The sequence below is a fragment of the Neobacillus notoginsengisoli genome, from assembly GCF_003515685.1.
Taxonomy (GTDB): Bacteria; Bacillota; Bacilli; order Bacillales; family Cytobacillaceae; genus Bacillus_D; species Bacillus_D notoginsengisoli.
Genome location: NZ_QWEG01000008.1, coordinates 25812 through 40697, shown reverse-complemented (window position 1 = coordinate 40697; position 14886 = coordinate 25812). Strand labels below are relative to the sequence as shown.

General features: G+C 48.7%; 15 protein-coding genes. 4 read left to right on the top strand and 11 right to left on the bottom strand.

Annotation, left to right across the window (positions count from 1 at the left end):
* Nucleotides 1-56 precede the first annotated feature (56 nt).
* The 8 genes from D1B31_RS13130 to hprK form a co-directional block, all read right to left on the bottom strand.
* Entirely contained in the window at nucleotides 57-533 is a 477-nt protein-coding gene (locus tag D1B31_RS13130) for an NUDIX hydrolase (RefSeq protein ID WP_420846107.1), read from the bottom strand.
* 430 nt (nucleotides 534-963) lie between these two features.
* Nucleotides 964-1917 (bottom strand): thioredoxin-disulfide reductase, encoded by a 954-nt coding sequence (trxB, locus tag D1B31_RS13125; protein WP_118921255.1) that lies wholly within the window; start codon nucleotides 1915-1917, stop codon nucleotides 964-966.
* A 463-nt stretch (nucleotides 1918-2380) separates the two neighbouring features.
* On the bottom strand, nucleotides 2381-3871 hold the full coding sequence (locus tag D1B31_RS13120; RefSeq protein ID WP_118921254.1) for a tetratricopeptide repeat protein: 1491 nt from the start codon (nucleotides 3869-3871) through the stop codon (nucleotides 2381-2383).
* A 473-nt stretch (nucleotides 3872-4344) separates the two neighbouring features.
* Nucleotides 4345-4896: an acyltransferase gene (locus D1B31_RS13110; RefSeq protein ID WP_118921252.1), complete on the bottom strand. Its 552-nt coding sequence runs from the start codon at nucleotides 4894-4896 to the stop codon at nucleotides 4345-4347.
* A complete protein-coding gene (gene ppaX, locus D1B31_RS13105) occupies nucleotides 4893-5549 on the bottom strand; it encodes a pyrophosphatase PpaX (RefSeq protein WP_118921251.1) in 657 nt (218 codons plus the stop codon). Before ppaX ends, D1B31_RS13110 begins: the two co-directional genes overlap by 4 nt.
* Nucleotides 5550-5888: 339 nt before the next feature.
* Nucleotides 5889-6839: a nucleoside recognition domain-containing protein gene (locus tag D1B31_RS13100; RefSeq protein ID WP_118921250.1), complete on the bottom strand. Its 951-nt coding sequence runs from the start codon at nucleotides 6837-6839 to the stop codon at nucleotides 5889-5891.
* A 358-nt stretch (nucleotides 6840-7197) separates the two neighbouring features.
* Entirely contained in the window at nucleotides 7198-8022 is an 825-nt protein-coding gene (gene lgt, locus D1B31_RS13095; RefSeq protein WP_118921249.1) for a prolipoprotein diacylglyceryl transferase, read from the bottom strand.
* Between the two features lie 108 nt (nucleotides 8023-8130).
* On the bottom strand, nucleotides 8131-9069 hold the full coding sequence (gene hprK, locus D1B31_RS13090; protein WP_118921248.1) for an HPr(Ser) kinase/phosphatase: 939 nt from the start codon (nucleotides 9067-9069) through the stop codon (nucleotides 8131-8133).
* 204 nt (nucleotides 9070-9273) lie between these two features.
* Between hprK and nagA the strand changes: the two genes are divergently transcribed.
* From nagA to D1B31_RS13070, 4 genes are all read left to right on the top strand, one after another.
* Nucleotides 9274-10467 carry an N-acetylglucosamine-6-phosphate deacetylase gene (nagA, locus tag D1B31_RS13085; RefSeq protein WP_240035258.1) on the top strand — a complete coding sequence of 398 codons (1194 nt, stop codon included), beginning with the start codon at nucleotides 9274-9276 and terminating at the stop codon, nucleotides 10465-10467.
* A 79-nt stretch (nucleotides 10468-10546) separates the two neighbouring features.
* Nucleotides 10547-11278 (top strand): glucosamine-6-phosphate deaminase, encoded by a 732-nt coding sequence (nagB, locus tag D1B31_RS13080; RefSeq protein ID WP_118921246.1) that lies wholly within the window; start codon nucleotides 10547-10549, stop codon nucleotides 11276-11278.
* A 315-nt stretch (nucleotides 11279-11593) separates the two neighbouring features.
* The gene (locus tag D1B31_RS13075) at nucleotides 11594-11920 is read left to right on the top strand and encodes a YnfA family protein (protein ID WP_118921245.1); all 327 of its coding nucleotides are present in this window, start codon (nucleotides 11594-11596) and stop codon (nucleotides 11918-11920) included.
* A gap of 109 nt (nucleotides 11921-12029) precedes the next feature.
* Entirely contained in the window at nucleotides 12030-12824 is a 795-nt protein-coding gene (locus D1B31_RS13070) for an N-acetylmuramoyl-L-alanine amidase (protein WP_118921244.1), read from the top strand.
* A gap of 83 nt (nucleotides 12825-12907) precedes the next feature.
* On the opposite strand, the gene D1B31_RS13065 is transcribed toward D1B31_RS13070, so the two are convergent.
* The 3 genes from D1B31_RS13065 to D1B31_RS13055 are packed head-to-tail and all read right to left on the bottom strand — an operon-like array spanning nucleotide 12908 to nucleotide 14805.
* Nucleotides 12908-13303, bottom strand: coding sequence for a hypothetical protein (locus D1B31_RS13065; RefSeq protein WP_204563015.1), 396 nt, complete (start codon nucleotides 13301-13303; stop codon nucleotides 12908-12910).
* On the bottom strand, nucleotides 13290-13640 hold the full coding sequence (locus D1B31_RS13060) for a phage holin family protein (RefSeq protein ID WP_118921242.1): 351 nt from the start codon (nucleotides 13638-13640) through the stop codon (nucleotides 13290-13292). Before D1B31_RS13060 ends, D1B31_RS13065 begins: the two co-directional genes overlap by 14 nt.
* A 34-nt stretch (nucleotides 13641-13674) precedes the next feature.
* Nucleotides 13675-14805 carry a DUF4097 family beta strand repeat-containing protein gene (locus D1B31_RS13055; RefSeq protein WP_118921241.1) on the bottom strand — a complete coding sequence of 377 codons (1131 nt, stop codon included), beginning with the start codon at nucleotides 14803-14805 and terminating at the stop codon, nucleotides 13675-13677.
* Nucleotides 14806-14886: the final 81 nt, after the last annotated feature.

Below are 14886 nucleotides of genomic sequence, written 5' to 3'. Positions count from 1 at the left end.
CACACGAATGAGCCGGTCCTGCCAGAATTGATTCCTTCATTTTACGAACCAAGTAGTTAGCTTGGATCGAGCCGGTAGCCGATTAATTCAAACTCCGGTGTGTATGTGAATGTTCCAAAAATCATATCAGTTCCGTGAATCGTGTAATCAAGAATATGAACATCGCCAGGCGCCATCGGCAGTTCAGCAAGCTTATCGACCTGATGCCACTTCAAGATTCCTTCCTGGCAGCTTTCAAGTGGTTTTCCTTCGAAGTCTTTTGCAAAAAAGGTGAACATCATCCATTCATTCACCGTTTTCCCATCTTCCTGAATGACAATGGTAAAAACACCTTTCAGCTTCGGGTGTTTCAAATAGATGCCGGTCTCTTCCCGGTATTCGCGAATACAGGCATCTCGGACAGATTCACCTGTTTCCATTTTTCCTCCAGGAGCAGACCACCAGCCCCGCCGCGGTTTTTGCAGCAGGAAAATTTCATTGCCTTTCATCAACACGCAATTGGCGACCCTCTGCACAGCTTTCACCTCAATCATTGCAAAGACTGAATAAAACAACCTTCATTCAATCCATTATACTATTTTTTAACTGTACCCACAATGAACCGAATTCCAGATTTCCTATTAAGCAAATTTCAAAAAAAACAAAAAAAGGGCACGAGCCGAAGCCCGTGCAGAAGGGTATATAAAAAAGGGGGTCAATTTCTATTTTTATCATACCCTACCAGTATTTCACTTCTGTTACAATTTAATTAAAAGAAAATTACTTTTTTCGGACAGCCTTTCCCTTCCTTCGACACTTTCCGACCCTAAATGAAGCAGGGGGACGGTTCCAGTGCCTCATTAGGGTCCCGAAAGAAGAGCTGTTGAAGCAAGGCGGTGGTTCTGGTGCCCCACACTTTTCAGGAAAGTTCGGGCCGTGCTTCATAGCCTCTTCAGAAAATCCCCAAGCCTTCCTGAATTTTAATTAAGACTGTTTTTGCGTAAGTTTATCCTTCAGTTGTTCAATATAGTTCTGAGCCGACTGGGCCGCGATACTGCCGTCTCCGGTTGCCGTCACAATCTGGCGAAGCGTTTTTTCACGGATGTCTCCCGCCGCGAAAACGCCAGGCACGCGGGTCTCCATCCGCTCATTTGTCTCAATGTAGCCATTCGCATTCGTAATGCCAAGGCCTTCAAACGGTTTCGACAGCGGCACCATGCCGATATAAACGAACACGCCGTCTGTCGGGAACTCTGTTTCGGACCCGTCTACAGTCGACACAAGTGTAACGCCGCCAACCTTGCCGTCCTTATCATTGATTTCCTTGACAGTATGGTTCCAGATGAAATCAACCTTCTCATTGGCAAAAGCGCGATCCTGAAGGATTTTTTGCGCGCGAAGCTCGTCACGGCGGTGAACGATTGTCACCTTGTTCGCAAACCGCGTCAAATAAACGCCTTCCTCAACAGCCGAATCCCCGCCGCCAATCACGACTAGGTCCCTGTTTTTGAAAAAAGCGCCATCGCATACGGCACAATAGGAAACGCCGCGTCCGCCGAGTTCCTTCTCGCCTGGAACGCCGATTTTCTTATACTCGGCACCAGCAGAAATGATAATGGTATACGCCTTGTATTCCTTCGAACCCGCTACGACTGTTTTATAATCGCCATGGTCGATGACTTCCTTTATATCGCCATACGCATATTCGGCGCCGAATTTTTTGGCGTGGTCGAACATTTTCGTCGACAAATCCGGGCCGAGGATATGATCAAAACCAGGATAGTTTTCAATATCTTCGGTGTTCGCCATTTGTCCGCCTGGGATACCGCGCTCAATCATGAGTGTCGACAAATTGGCTCTGGATGTATAAACAGCTGCAGTCATACCGGCCGGGCCGGCACCCGCGATAATCACATCATAAATTTTCTCTTCTGACATGCCCTTCACTCCTTATGCAGAACAATCATTGCACGTAAATTAGTCTTTCCTTTTCATTCTATCCTATTAAACAACGGCCATTCCGTCCAAGCATTTGCTCATCGATGTCTATGTCATTTTATAATTGTGACAAATATGTCGCAGTTTGCGACAGTATATTTTTTATGCACCATTTCATGGCGTAATGCGTTTTTTCATTATCTCTATTGATTGAGGCCGCAAAACACTTCTGATACTGTCTCTCTGACCGATTGATGCTTTTCGTAGCAGGTTCGGGCTTAGAGACGCCTTCTCTGTGACCAAATGATCCTCCTAGACGCGGGTTCGGGCGTAGAAAACAGACCATTTGCATCCGCCCTTCCGGTAGGAATGAGCTTATTCGCCCACACAGTAAAAGGCCACCCCGCCTCGGCGGAATGGCCTTATTTTTGCAAAAATCGTTTTATGACTATGAGAAATGAACTCATTCCAGGCAGCTTTCAGCCATTTTTACGTATTTCCTGACTGTGGCGGCAGATAGATCATACCGTCCGGCCAGCTCCTGCATCGATGTTTTTTCATTTTCGCATTTCAGCCAAATATATTCTACCGCCGCGGCCCAGGCATGGTGGTTTTTCAGGCTGAGCCCCTTCGCGCGGGCCTCCCCGTAAATTGTGAACCATAATTGATAAAGGCCTGCTTCGTCTTCGCTAATCGGATAGGCTGAACCATAAAGCGTTTCAGCCGTTTGATGCGCATCCGCTATACTCGAGTGGCTTCCTGTTTTCAGATAAGCAAGATACTCCCGCTCCACGGCAGTCAGTCCGTTGCTTCGGGAATCCTCCGCGGATGCAAGCAGTTCTTCCCTGCTCGGCGAAACTGAAATGAGGAAGATCCCAAACAGCCGTTCTTCAGAATGGACGCTGTCCAGCTTTTGCAGAATGGTTTGCGGCAGGTCCTCAAGCCCTGCCTCAGCGGCGTTCTCTCCCCACGGCTCTGCTCCTTCTTTATCTGGGGAAATGGCAATGACTTTTTGCCATAGCGACTGGGCGAGGTCTTCCTTTCCTATATGATAGGCAGCATACGAAAACCAGTAATAAAATGGCCCGTCTCCCTCATAGCCGGATTTGTACAGTTTTTTCAGCCAATCGAAGGCTAGCTTGTACTCGCCTGCTAAGGCAAAGGACGCGCCAAGCTTGAACTGATGCTCCACCAAGAGCGGCTTAACTTTGCTAAGAACGCCAATCAGCCGGTCAATTTCCTCCCGATCCTTCCGGTAATGGGCGAACACGAGCAGGTTGCATAGGGCATGCAGGTTGCCTGGGTTGCGCTCAAGTACGTCGGCCAGTACACCATGGGCCCGCTCCGGATGGCCAAGATAAAAGTGAGCCAGAGCCAGATTGTTATAGGCAGACCAATACTCCGGGTACTCCTCCACAATCACTTCCAGCATCTCAATCGCTTTGAGGAAATGGCCGGCTTCGAGAAGGCCGCGCGCCTCCTCCTGCTTGAGCATTAAATCATCTTCCTCGAAAAGCTCATCCTCCTCGTCAACGCCCTCAAGGTAAAGGAGTTCGAGCAAGTCCTCGGCATCTTCCGCGAACTCGCCGTCCTCCTCAAGTTCAAGGTATCTCCTGGAATAGCGGGCCGCTTCTTTAAACATGCCGAGATGGGCGTAATTATTCGCCAAGAAATAATGGCACTCCGTCATATCAGGGTCCATTTCATCCAAAATCAGGTGCAGGAGCACGTTTGAATTCTCGTATTCTCCTATTTCTGTATTCACCAATGCAAGCTGGCATGCGATCATCGGCTCTCCTGGTTCAAGCTGGAATGCCCGCTGCAAATATTTATTAGCTTTCTCAAAATCCCGTCGGTGGTAGGCCTTCAGCCCTTTTGCAAAATAATGCTCACCTGTCGGGAAAAATGAAAGAAGTTTTCCTTTGTTTTTCATTGCTTTCGAATCTTTCCCCATGAAGTCCTCCACGAATGTAGTAACTTAAGTAGTATAACACAAATTTGGAAGCGCGGGGCTGCGATTTCTTCTGCAAAAGCCTCATCGCATTGGGAAAATTTCACAAGGTTGGGATTAGGATTATGAGGAAAAGAACCTTTTCCGAATAAATCGGAAATAGTCCGGATAACGCCATAAAATTTCCGGATAAATTGGGAAAATTCCGGATAACGCCACATATTTTTCGGATAAACAGGAAAAAGGCCGGATAAAGCCAGTTGGGTGCTAGCAGAGTGATAGGAATTTGGTTTCAGGGCGGGTGCTTTTAGGGCGTGAGCCCAGGTTGCTTGCAAAAAGGCCGCAGGGGAAGCTGCGCTGAGCAGCTTATCCCGCGGCCTAAGCCGAACAGCGCCCCTGGGAGCCGAAGCTCCGAGGAAGTGGATACTTGTTTCCTTTTGCAAAAGGGGCTTATAGGATTTTTGTTCTGATTTTTTCTAAACATGCCCTCCCGATTGGCCTTTGCCTCCGTAAATCGGGTCGTCGGCCCATCGCTGGGCGAGCTGCTCGGGGGTATAGATGACCCGCATCGGGTTTCCGCCTACAAAGCTGCCGGCTGGGACGTCTTTGTGGACGAGTGTGCCGGCCGAGACGATGGCGCCGTCGCCGATGACGACACCGGGCAGGATGGTTGAGTTGGCGCCGATCATGACTTCGCTGCCAATCCGGACCTCACCGAGACGATATTCCTTGATTAGATATTCGTGGGCGAGGATTGTGGTGTTGTAGCCGATGACGGTGTTGCGGCCGACCGAGATTTTCTCGGGGAACATGACGTCGAGCATGACCATGAGTGCGAAGGATGTCTGTTGTCCGACGTTCATGCCGAGAAATGTGCGGTAGAGCCAGTTTTTCATGCCAAGCACCGGGGTGTAGCGCGCAAGTTGAATGATAATGAAATTTTTAACGACTTTCCAGAACGGGACGGTTTTATAAACGTGCCAGAGAGAGTTGGCGCCTTCGACCGGGAAGCGTTCTGTCCGTCTCATTGACCGCCTACTCCAACGATGTCTAGGATGTCAGCCATGTTTTCGAGCATGAAATCCGGTTCGAATTGTTCGAGAAAGTCGCGGCCTTTGACGGACCAGGCGACTGCGGCAGTCTTGGTGCCAGCGTTTCTGCCGCCAAGGATGTCGTGGTAGTTGTCGCCAACCATGATGGCTGTTTCCGGCTTGGAGCCAAGCTGTTCAAGGGCCAGCAGGACTGGCTCTGGATCCGGTTTCGGATTCTTGACGTGGTCTAGGGCGACGATGACATCAAAGAATTGTTCGAGATTGGACAGCTTCAGTCCCTTTAGGACGACGTCGTGCATTTTTGTTGTGACGATGCCGAGTTTGTAGCCGGATTCCTTCAGTGTACGAACGGTTTCAAAAACGCCTGTGAATTCCTTGACGAGCATGTCGTGGTTGGCAATGTTATAGGTTCTGTAGATTTGAATCATTTCTTCGATATTTTCTGGATTAAGCTTTCCGAATGTTTCCGCGAGTGTTGGTCCAAGGAATGGAAGCACGTCTTCACGGGTGTATTGATTTGGATAATAGCGGTTTAGTGTATGCAAAAATGAGTTTATGATCAGGTCGTTCGTATCAATCAATGTCCCGTCGAGGTCGAACAGGACGGTGTCTATTGTGTTGGCGGTCATAGGTTTACTTCCTTTCTTTGGTTAACCAGGCGATTGGTGATTGGTGACGTTTGATGAACTTTTTGTTCCGAAAAGTCACCAAGACTGGCTGTTGGTGACGTTTAATGAAATTTTCGCTTTGTAAAGTCACCAAGACGCACTATTGGTGACTTTTGACAGAAGTTTTGCTTCGAAAAGTCACCAAGATTGTTTATTGGCGAGTTTAGACTGAGTTTTCGCTCCGTAAACTCGCCAAGACTACTTATTGACGAACTTAGACGAACTTTTTGCTTCGTAAACTCGCCAAGACTTCTTATTGGCGAACTTAGCAAGACTTCCCGCGACGCAAAATCGCCAAGGCTACTGAATATTTTTCAGTTGGCCTTTTTCTTGTACAAGGCCGGACCTTTTCCATAGCGTCCCGACGATTAAGGTCAGGAGGACGGCGACGCCAATCCGGATCAGCAGCAGCGGCCAAACCGGGATGCCGAGCGGAATGAATATCAATGTATCTTCAACGACCGCATGGCAGGCAACGAGGAAAATGAAGGCGAGCGTGACATCTTTTTTGCTGACGCCATCTTCTTCAACTGCCTGGATCATGACGCCGGCTCCGTAAGCAAGGCCGAACAGAAGGCCCGCTGCCATTGTTGTCGATGTGTTTTCCTTCATGCCAAGCGTCCTTGTCATCGGCTCCATTGTCTTCGAAAATTTGCCGAGCCATTGCAAGTCTTTGAGGATCTGGATGGCGGCCATAAGCGGGATGACGATAAGCGCCAGCTGGACGATTCCAAGGCCGGCTTTCTCTACAGCTTCGAGAATAATGTTGAGGGCACCTGTTGCAGGCTCTGCTTTTGCCTGTATGAGCCCGTAAACAGCCTGTTCCCCTCCCCCGTGCCAGACGAGGTTGATGACAGCTGCCGAAACAACAGCCAGGCCAAGCCTGACCACAAGGACAATCCACAGCTTGACCCCGGCTTTCAGGGCAACCGTTGATTCTACGAGTAAATTATGCGAAAAGCTCAGCATAACCGCGAGGATGAATACCTCTTTCACGCTGAAATCAAGGGTCAGGATGGCGCCGATTGCGGCATAAAGATTAAGGAAATTGCCCAATACGAGCGGAATCGCCGCATCTCCCGGCAGGCCAATCAATTTCATCAGCGGGCCGATCGCTTTGATGAGCCATGGCAGGAGGGGCGTATATTGCAAAATTGAAACGGCCAGCGTAACCGGAAAAATGACTTTTCCGAGCGACCAGGTTGTCTTCAAGCCAACGAGCAAGCCCTTCTTGATCGAATTGATTAGCATTTACTCACTTTTCCCCTTTGTTTGTATGGTTTTCGAGATGTTTTGCATTGATACATCCCAGAACGAATATAACGATTCAATGATTTCGTCGATTGTTTTTGCAAAAAGCTTGTGATGTAAGGATGATTCGGACAATCAGCGACTAAAAACACAAGTCTGTGTCCGAATCAAGGCACTATTTGGACTCTCAGCCGCGAAAAAACTGGACGCTGTCCGAATCACAACACTATTCGGACTCTTAGCCGCCAAAAAGACTGGTCTGAGTCCGAATCACAACACTATTCGGACTCTCAGCCGCCAAAAAGACTGGACGCTGTCCGAACACAACACAATTCCAAAGCCGTTTTGCCAGCTGGCCTTATCTCCCTTTCCCATCATCATCGAGATAATGCGCATCGGCTAACCCTTTTTTCCTGCGGTAAATAATTAAACCAGCGGCCAGGAAAATCAAGCCAAGCGCGACAAGCTGGGAAACCCGGATATCGCCGAGCATCAGGCTGTCCGTGCGCATTCCTTCAATGAAGAAACGGCCGATTGAATACCAGATGACATAAGTCAGGAAGCTTTCCCCGCGGCGCAGGTTGACGCGGCGCAGGAAGAGAAGCAGCGCGACACCGGCAAAGTTCCAAAGTGATTCATACAGGAAAGTCGGGTGGTAGTACTGTCCGTCAATATACATTTGGTTAATGATCCAATCAGGCAGGTACAGGCCTTCGAGGAAGGAGCGCGAGACGGCTTCTCCATGGGCTTCCTGGTTCATGAAATTGCCCCAGCGGCCGATTGCCTGGCCGAGGATGATGCTCGGAGCGGCGATGTCGGCGAGTTTCCAAAAGGAAATGCCCCGCCCTTTCGTAAAGAAATACGCCGTCAAGACGGAACCGATCAGCGCGCCGTAGATGGCGATTCCGCCGTTCCAGATTTTAATGATATCGCCGGGATGGGCGGCGTAATAATCCCATTGAAAAATAACATAATAAATGCGCGCTGAAATGATCGCGATTGGGATCGCCCAGATGAGCAGGTCGGAGAAGGTCTCTTTCGGCAGCCCCCTCCGGTCTCCTTCCCGCATCGCCAAGTATAACGCAAGTGCCAAGCCGGTCCCGATAATTAATCCATACCAGTGGACCGCAAAGGGGCCTAGCTGGAATGCAATTGGATCAAGCGGTTTGATCGTTCCTATCATTCTCATTCTCCTTTGTTCTCTCTGTCTTTTGGCAAAAGTGGCCCCACTCTATCATGCGGCAGCTTCAATCAATACTCCCAAAAATTATTCGTGAACAACCCTATAAATTTAATCTTCATCTTGAATCGCTTTCTCATGGATCACATCTGAGAGGCGGTCGGTGAATTGCTGGGCGGCGTTGACGCCCATCCTCTTCAGGCGGAAGTTCATTGCGGCCACTTCGATAATGACAGCAAGGTTCCGGCCCGGACGAACTGGAACAGTTAGTTTAGGAACTTCCGAGTCAATGATTTTCATTTTTTCCTCGTCAAGCCCAAGCCGGTCATATTGCTTATCCTGATCCCATAATTCCAAGTCGATATTCAAAGTGATCTGCTTGCTGGTGCGGACTGCTCCCGCTCCGAACAAGGTCATCACATTGATGATGCCAAGCCCGCGGATTTCCAAGAGATGCTCGATTAGCTCCGGGGATGTGCCGACTAATGTATCCTGGTCTTCCTGGCGGATCTCAACACAGTCATCGGCAACAAGGCGGTGGCCGCGTTTCACTAACTCAAGCGCGGTCTCACTTTTTCCGACGCCGCTTTTGCCGGTAATCAGGACACCGACCCCATAGATGTCAACCAAAACACCGTGGACCGCTGTCGTCGGAGCGAGCTTGCTCTCAAGGAAGTTCGTCAGGTTTCCGGAAAAACGGGTCGTCTTGAACTTCGTCCGGAGGATCGGAACCGATTCACGCTCGGCCGCATCAATCAATTCTTGTGGAACCTCCAGCCCGCGGGTAATGATGATTGCCGGTGTGATGTCTGTGCAAAGCTCATCCATTCTAGTAATCCGTGCTTCATCACTCAGCTGTTCAAAAAATGACAATTCGGTCATGCCGAGCAGTTGGATGCGCTCAGCTGGATAATAATCAAAAAAACCTGCAAGCTCGATGCCGGGCCTTGACAGATCACTTGTCGTAATCGGCCTGTCAATTCCTTCTTCGCCCGCAACAAGCTCAAGGCTGAACTTTTCATAAATGTCTCTCGTGCGTACTTTTAACAAGGCGGTTCCTCCTTCTCTCTTGGAAAGGCAATTTGGATACTCTAGATTCTATTTATTTTAGCATTAATTTTGCCAGAACCAAATGAAGTGACATTATTTTATTCTCACCCATTTGGTGGTATAGACAAGGAAACGGCTAAATTTTATACTTATAAAGGATTTAGACTTATACTAGAAACTGACAGAAGAGCGAATGTTAGCAGAATGGAGCTGATCATGTTGGGCACGTTACTGGCCATTCGGGGAAAGGCCGTTTTTGAAAAAGAAGTAAAAACGAATCAGTACGTATACATCGAAGGCGGGAAAATCGTTGCAGCCGGGCCACTTTCCGAAATGCCGGCAAAATACGAACAGGCCGAAGTGGTTGAGATTCCGAATTCCCATACTGTCGTTCCAGGTTTTGTCGACCTCCATATCCATGGCGCTGCCGGAGCGGATACGATGGATGCGACGCCTGAAGCGCTCGCGACGATGGCGGAAGCACTCCCTGCCGAGGGGACGACTGCCTTCCTTGCAACAACAATCACCCAGGAGCATGGAAATATTGACCTCGCCCTGAAAAATGCTGCCGGTTATTGTAAAGCGGATAATGGGCCAGGAAAAGCAGAAGTTGTTGGCGTCCACCTCGAGGGCCCTTTCATTAATACAAAAAGAAAAGGCGCCCAGCCGGAGGAATACATCCTTGATCCGGATATTGAACTGTTCAGCAAGTGGCAGGAAAGTGCGGACGGTTTGATTAAACTGGTCACGATGGCGCCAGAGCTTGAGAATGGGCTGGAGTTTGTTGAATACCTCGATAAAAATGGCGTTGTTGCCTCCATTGGGCATACGGATGCGGTTTATGAGGAAGTGGAAAAGGCGGTTAAAGCGGGCGCGAAGCATGTAACCCATCTTTATAACGGCATGCGCGGAATGCACCACCGCGAACCTGGGACTGCCGGAGCTGCATTGCTGTTCAAGGAACTGATGGTCGAAATGATTGTTGACGGCATTCACATCGCGCCCAAAATGGTCAAGTTGTCGGTCGCCGCGAAAGGAACGGATCGACTGCTGCTCGTGACGGATTCAATGCGGGCGAAATGCTTGAATGCAGGGGTATACGACCTTGGCGGGCAGGACGTCACTGTTGGGGATGGCAAGGTAGTTTTGGCAGACGGGACTCTGGCTGGAAGCATTTTGAAAATGAATGAAGCCGTCCGGAACGTTGCCAAATTTTCAGACCTTTCCCTTCTGGACGCTGTCAAAATGGCTAGTGAAAACCCAGCCAGGCAAATCGGGATTTTTGGCAAAAAAGGAAGCATTGCTGCCGGCAAGGATGCCGACCTTGTCGTGCTTGATACCGGCATGAATGTGGTAAAGACCTACTGCCGCGGAGAATTGGCTTTTCAAAAAAGTTAGTAAGTATAGCAAATTGGGCAGATGGCGAACCAAATGGTTTTTCCGTCCAGTTTAACATTATAGAAGAGAGGGATACACGTTGAAGATTATTAAAGTTACAAATGAATTAGAGCTAAGTAAAACAGCCGGAGAAATGATTGCCGGAAAGGTGCGCAGCAATCCCGAGATTGTCCTCGGTTTGGCAACAGGCGGGACACCGGTCGGGACCTATAAATACATGATTGAGGACCATAAAACAAACGGCACTTCATACAGCAAGGTTTCAACAGTGAACCTCGATGAATATATCGGACTGCAAAAATCTAACCCGAATAGCTACTATTCGTTTATGAAGGAAACGTTGTTCGACCATATCGATATCAACCAGGAAAACACATTCATTCCTGACGGCAATGCATCTGACCTTGAGGCTGAGTGCGCCAATTATGAAAAGAGAATCGCCGAGCTTGGCGGGGTCGACCTACAGCTGCTCGGCATCGGCCGAAACGGACATATCGCGTTCAATGAACCGGGAACTTCGTTTGACAGCCGCACCCAAGTCGTGCCGCTGACAAAGGAAACGATTGAAGATAATGCGCGCTTCTTCTCATCAAGGGAGGAAGTTCCAACAAAGGCCATTTCAATGGGAATACAGACCATTCTTGAAAGCAAGGAAATTATATTGCTTGCAACCGGAAAATCAAAGGCTGATGCCATGTCCAAGCTGATTAACGGCGAAGTGACCGAAGATTTCCCGGCATCTGCACTGCAGAAGCACAGCAATGTGACGATTATTGCCGATGAAGAAGCGCTAAGCCTTGTGAAAGAATAATAAATTTCATTTTGCAAAAGAGAGCCGGGATTTGCGGCTCTTTTTTGTTCCTGTTTTTAGAATTGTGCTGCATGGGGTTCTTCTACGACAGGATAGGCAGATAATCTTGAATGTGGGCATTGAGACAGGTTCTCTGTGACCGATTGGATGCCTCTCCGGCTGATTCGGGCTTCGAGAAACCTTTTCTACCGGCAGTTTCCTCTACTTACCGGCCAATTCTGTTGCCTTTTTACAATTTCTATTTCAAACTTTGGTACTTCCCCCCATGTAGCATTACAATGAAATAAACTAGAGTCAACATAAATGGAGGTCACTATGCTAATAGCAATATTATTATTTGTAGTCGCCGGGCTGGCGGAAATCGGGGGAGGCTATTTAGTCTGGCTCTGGCTTAGAGAAAGCAGGCCGCTTTGGTACGGCATCGTTGGCAGCCTCATCCTCGTTTCATATGGGGTCATTCCCACATTACAGAAGTTCCCCACGTTCGGCCGCGTGTATGCCGCTTATGGAGGGGTTTTTATCATCCTTGCAGTGCTGTGGGGCTGGGGAATCGATAAGAAAACCCCGGACTTGTATGACTGGGTTGGTGCGGCGATCTGCATTGTCGGCGTTTCAGTCATTCTCTGGGCACCGAGGCATTAGGAAGTCTGCCACAATCATCGAGAATAAAATTTTAGTTTGTCCATGTCTTCAGCCACTTCTTTTCCATATGTTAATTATGTGAAACCAACATGGAAAGGAGTTGTTCTGAATGAAGATTATGCTAGATGCAGGCCATGGATACTCCACGGCTGGCAAAAGGAGCCCTTCGGGAATGAGGGAATACGAGTTTAACAGGGCCGTGGCCAATTTTGCAAAAAAAGAACTTGAAACCTACCAAAACGTGACGGTTTATTTCGCCCATTCCGATGACCGTGATGTGCCGCTCAAAGAACGGACGGATAAGGCTAATAAGCTGGGGATCGATGTGTATGTGGCAATTCACGCAAACGCCTACCAGGATACATGGAACAGCGCGAACGGAATCGATACATTCGTGTATGTCACGAAGCCACGGGAAGCGGTTGATCTGGCTCAAAAGGTTCAGCGCCACCTTGTCGCGAAAACAGGGCTGCGGGACCGCGGTGTCAAGACTGCTAACTTCCATGTCCTTCGTGAAACGAAAATGACTTCCATGCTCGCCGAGTGCGGCTTCATGACAAACCGGGAGGAAGAGGCGCTGCTCCGCTCTGATACTTACAGGATGACGTGCGCCAAAGCCATTACCGCCGGAATTGTCGAGCAATACGGCTTGAAGAAAAAACCAGTTGCTCCGAAACCAGTTAAAAGCCTTTATAAGGTTCAAGTTGGTGCGTTCCGTGACAAAAGCCATGCCGACGAACTCGTCAAAAAAGTAACCGCAAAAGGCTACCAGGCATTCGCAGTAAAGGATAAGGACGGCCTTTACAAAGTCCAGGCGGGGGCTTTTACAAAAAAGGAAAACGCGGATGCGCTGGTGAAAAAGCTGAAAGCTGATGGGTTTGAAGCTTTTGTCTATTCGGAATAAAGAAAGAACCTGTGGGATACCCCACAGGCTCTTTTTGCAAAAATCTGCTTCCCAGCAAAAGGCTTCCTTCGGTTTAGGAACCCTTATCTCAGTTCCAGAACAACCTCGGACAACCTATGCCTGATCACTAATTGAGCTTTCTGCGCTCTCGGGTCCAGTTCTTGGAGGTCCTCCGCCTGAATTTCCCATGGCCGCTTCGTTTCTTGCTCAAGTTTTATGACTTCACATTCAATCCATAAGCTATGGCGCTCATAAAAGGCAATTGCAATTTGCTCGTCTTTGTACCCCTCGGGGACTCTGTAATGCAGGTATTTCAGCCACTTCCGGAATGCCCTCTCACCAGAGCGCTTCAACCTCTCCTCAAGGAACACCATTAGCTCCTCTAGTGCAGACTGCTCAAACTCCATTTCCCGCATCGTGCTTTCAATTTTTCCAAGTGTAAGTTTTGTTTTGATAAACAATTCGTCACTTCTTCTCAAAGACCATCTTTTGCATGATGACATTCACAATCGAAATGATGACTGCCGCGAGCAGGGCCATGCCAAAGCCTGAGATTTCAAATGCCGCCCCCATCAAAGAGTCTGTCATCAGCAGCGTTAGCGCGTTGATTACGAACAGGAACAGGCCTAGTGTCAGGATGGTTGCCGGAAGAGTGAGCAAAATGAGCACCGGCCTCACAAGCACATTGAGGATGGAAAGCACGAAACTGGCGGTAATTGCTGCGCCCGCTCCAGTAACCTGGAAATCATCCTGGAAGTACCCCGCCAATGCCATAAACAAAACTGCGTTAATCCCAATCCCTATCAGCCATCTCATCAAGCATCACCCTTCCCTGCGTGGTAAAACTCACTTAAATATCAAATTCCTGCTGTTTGTTTTGGATAGATTTTTTAATTGAAATTCCGCCTGTTTTCGTTTCAACGATAATTTTTGCCGGTTGGCTGGCTTCCTGGATGGTTTTAAAGCGAAGTAATTTCTGAATCATTTCGCTTTTTTCCTCGAGAAGCTGGATTCTGTCTAAGTCGACCTCGAATCCGCCGAGATTGGATCTTAGTTCACCATCAATCGCGGTTCCTTCCGGGACGTAAATCTCAATGCCGCCGGTTGTCGTTTTCGCGGTAATGTATTCGGAAGCTCCTTGCAATTCGCAGCGGATTCCGCCGTTAAAGGTCCTAAGGTCGGCAGTCCGAATCGAACCATCCACCTTTACCCCGCCGTTGATTGTTTCCACCTCAAGCTTATCAAGTTCACAGCCGTTTACCTCAATATGTCCATTTGCTGTTTCGGCTTCCAGCTTCCTGCCGTTGACATTTTTGAAAGAAACCTTGCCATTTCCAGTCTTGGCCTTCAAATCTTCAATCTTCAGGTTTTCACCAGAAACCGGGCCGTTGAATAACTTTGCGCGGACTTTTTCATACGCCGCATCCGGCACATACAGGACGGTGTCCACTTTCATCCATTTGTGCTGGGCGATGAAGCGTAGCCGGTCATCTTCCACATTGAACACAACCGAATCCAGCAGTTCCTTCCGGGCCTCATCCTGGTTGTCAACGCGGTACACCCTTGCCTGAACTTCAGCGCGGACATTCTGCTGGTCCCATGGCAAAAGCTTGATTGAACCATTGGCAATGCTCACATCGATATCTTTCAGGCTGACAGCGTTCTGATGGAAAATATGCGAGACTTCCACCGATTGGCCGAAATTGAAATCGAGATCCAATTCCCTAATTTTCTTGATTGCCGTTTCGAGCAAGTCGAACAGTTTATCCTTTGGCGAACTGCTTTTATAGGGCCCATCCCCAGCAGTTTTCCTGTCCTCTTCTTCATTGACGACCACGGCAAGCTCGTTGATGATCTCCTGCTCCTTTTGCCCGGCGGACTGCGTTGACTTTTCCAACTCCTCAAGCAGCGTAATCGCCTCAGTTGCAGAAAGGCTTCCACGCTCAACCATCTCTAAAATCCGTTTCCGTTCTTCCTTCACATAAAACTCCCCTTTCATTTTTTACTACTATCATATCCAATTTCATAGATGAACAGTTTTGCGTTTTGGATCAAAAGTTTT